Source organism: Microbulbifer okhotskensis, from assembly GCF_023895975.1.
Classification (GTDB): domain Bacteria; phylum Pseudomonadota; class Gammaproteobacteria; order Pseudomonadales; family Cellvibrionaceae; genus Microbulbifer; species Microbulbifer okhotskensis.
In genome coordinates, this window is sequence record NZ_JALBWM010000220.1 from 1 (window position 1) to 3,003 (window position 3,003).

2 protein-coding genes are annotated in these 3,003 nt (G+C 44.9%); both read left to right on the forward strand.

What is annotated here, in order from left to right:
* Positions 1 to 427 precede the first annotated feature (427 nt).
* The gene (locus MO867_RS21300; protein ID WP_252472874.1) at positions 428 to 1,123 is read left to right on the forward strand and encodes a YopT-type cysteine protease domain-containing protein; all 696 of its coding nucleotides are present in this window, start codon (positions 428 to 430) and stop codon (positions 1,121 to 1,123) included.
* 615 nt (positions 1,124 to 1,738) lie between these two features.
* A complete protein-coding gene (locus tag MO867_RS21305) occupies positions 1,739 to 2,113 on the forward strand; it encodes a hypothetical protein (protein WP_252472877.1) in 375 nt (124 codons plus the stop codon).
* Positions 2,114 to 3,003: the final 890 nt, after the last annotated feature.

Consider the following 3,003-nt stretch of genomic DNA (forward strand, 5'->3'; position numbering starts at 1 on the left):
AGCAGTACAGTGACTATGGGGCTATAGCTGCATGAAACTGTCCGAAGTGTTGAATTGCCAATCACAAGTTAATTCTCTGCCTAAATGAGAATCTCTGGATAATTACAGAATTTGATTCCACCGTTGAGTAAAGTGAGGCTCTTGTCGCTTTTTACCCGGATGCCATCTGTTGGCGGATTAATCAATAGAGCAATGTAAGGGGCTTGGGTCTTCAAAGTGGAGTAATATTTTTTTCACTTAAGAGTAAGCGGGATGTGGGCGTTATGGGGTGTAATCACGTAGTGGTTTACTTTTATAAATGTCCGAAAGATAAAAATAGTATTGGAAAATTGATAGAGCTAATTTCGAAGGTAAGAATAATAGAACATAGACCGCATCAGTGCGGAGAAGCAAGAGTCTACTATCTCTACAGAATATGGAGAGCGCTATGTTCAACCCACGAATGACTGAAACGGAATTTCTTCTGGACCAAGCAAACTATATCCAGCCAGGCGCACATAATGATGTAAGGCGCGGAGTCTGCTACGCATTATCCTATATGTGGCTGCGGCTCGGGTTACAACCTGGAGGTCATTTGAATATGCACTTGCAGGTCGGGTTGCAGCAGAGGTTTCACAATACTGGAATCGGAAATGCGCGCAACCGAGCAGCTCCGGGAAGGTTTCTAATGGCCGTTGGGGGCTCCACCTCCAGCTTTGGGCAACCAATCTACTCCTTGCAAAGGGCAATTGCTGCACAGCAACAGATTCAAGGGAATACGATGGCGATTTCTTCTGGATTGAGAACCATTGCTCAGCGAGATGGATATACAGAGCATTGTATCGCACGCGGTCACCAGCTTAACCGATTTGAACCTTTCTCAACATTCTTAAAATGGATTCGACAGAGAGCAGGAAGTCTCAATCAAGGTTTTGCTCTAATAGGATTTTTAGGTCCTAACAGCGGTCATGCTATTACGATTCAGGTGCAAAACGGCAATGTATGGAGACTGTTCGACCCTAACTTCGGTTCTTTTATTTTCCAGGGATACCATCGTTTTAAGGCAGAACTTCATCAGTTGGCTTTAATCTACCTTGCAATGGGCGCTGCTGGTGGAAGCTGGATGATTTCCACTTTTAGGTGAGGCCTACTGATGCGGAGCCTGCTTCAATCGGGAGAGCTGAAGTGGGCTGCCACGAGCTGGGGCGTCAAACTTATTAGAGTATCACTCGAATATTAGAGGTATAGGAGCGATCTGAAAAGTGATGCTGCGAGAATCCCTTCCGATACACCGGCGAGCACTGGTGCCCAACAGGTCTGGCAATCATTAAAACTCTGACATTCGCCGGAATGATGAGCTGGAGAGCGCACCAGAACTAAAGAAAGATGCCTATCAGGTGATCTACTATTGAGTCAAAATACTCCAAGTTACCCGGAATTGGGCAATTTGAAGATGCTACTCCAACCAATGAAAGATAAAATACCCCTAAATAGTGAGTCCACTGTGGGTATATAAGGGCACTATAATGATATATATCAAGTGGGCGGCTATTTTTTGAGGTAAAAGTCTCCATAGATCTATAAAGGCAGTATCCCGGCATACTGACACAGGAGTTTACACTCAGCGATAATGAAGGATTGGCACGAGAACCGGATATAGAACAAGTATACATATGGGGCAGTGTGGGTGAGGTATGAACGACCGAGTACTCTGACATACGCCATCGGAAAACAATTGAGTCTTGAGTTAAGGTGAAGAATGATGATGGACGTGAAAATCAAAGAAGGCCAAGAGTGGAAATATGATAATCGTGAGGGTGAAGAAAGTTCACGGGCAATCATACTTAAAATTGAAGAGTCGAAAGACAACTCTTTGATTGTTCACATTCATGTTTCAGGCATAAAGATTAATAATCCGAATGGCGATGAGAGTATAGAGGAAATTACTCATATGCCATTTTCCATTGAGGCTCTGGGAGCAAGCTTACATGAATTTATCGGGGAGTCGGATATCCCAGATTATCTGGATGGTTATAACTCATGGAAGCGAGAGTATGAAAGCGGAAATGCAGGCGTATTTTCTATCTCCATCGGTGAGTCAGTAAAATACATGGATGACACGATTAATAGTTGAGCTAGTTGTGTGGCGGTCTATCCAGTTAGGTTTGATGCCTTTTCATCCTTGACAAAATCTATGCTTCTAAGTCGGTCATCGCCACTGTATCTAGTGGCGCTAGCTTAGTTCCAATGACAAAGAATGAAGCTATTCAATTATTGAGTACCGTTAATGAAAGCTATTAGCTTAATAAGAAAAGGGGGGCGACCCCGAGAATGCGCGGCTATTTTCGGAGTGTGTGCCGAGTGTGGTGCTTAACCAGCGGGGTGAAAGTCCCCCGTACTGGGTAAATGAAAACACCTCTCTCTGTCGTCAAGGCGTTGTCTGTGGTTTTCCCTCGCCAACAGATGACCACAATGAAATTGTGTTGAGCTTGGATTAGCAGCTAATCACCAAGCAGGCCGTTAGGTTCTGGGCCAGAGACAATGATGATTCTACGATCTTTCTTAGACCCCCCCCCGAATTTTTGAACCGCCCTATGACTCTAAACATTGAGTGAGAGAGTGATCGAAGGGCTGAGCGGGACTCCATACCTCGACTTATAAGAGGGGGGTACCAGTAAAGAGACAGATTTATTGCACTCGCTTCTTTTCTAAAAAGATCACAGGCTTAGAAGCAATACTAGAGGTTGCCACTTTGTATGTTTGCAGCACGGTGGAGAAGCCGTCACGATAAGCGGACGAATAAGGGGTGACCGTTGCTGATTTGTACGGGGCTGGCTGGGGTAGGGTGATTTACTTGCCCGCTTAACTGGCAAGGGCAGGTGAGGCTGCGGGGTTATCGGTCGAATTAATTGCAAATTTGATCTAGGAATCTTATTTTGTGCAGAAGGCATCCAGAAAGGTGGAAGATGTGGCGAGGGTGTAAATAATTCTGTGTAACCGCTCTTGCTAGTGGATTATTGGTAG

What these genes read in the sequence shown, in the direction of transcription:
- MO867_RS21300 (WP_252472874.1), top strand. Translation starts at nt 428, where the DNA reads ATGTTCAACCCACGAATGACTGAAACGGAATTTCTTCTGGACCAAGCA.
- MO867_RS21305 (WP_252472877.1), top strand. Translation starts at nt 1,739, where the DNA reads ATGATGATGGACGTGAAAATCAAAGAAGGCCAAGAGTGGAAATATGAT.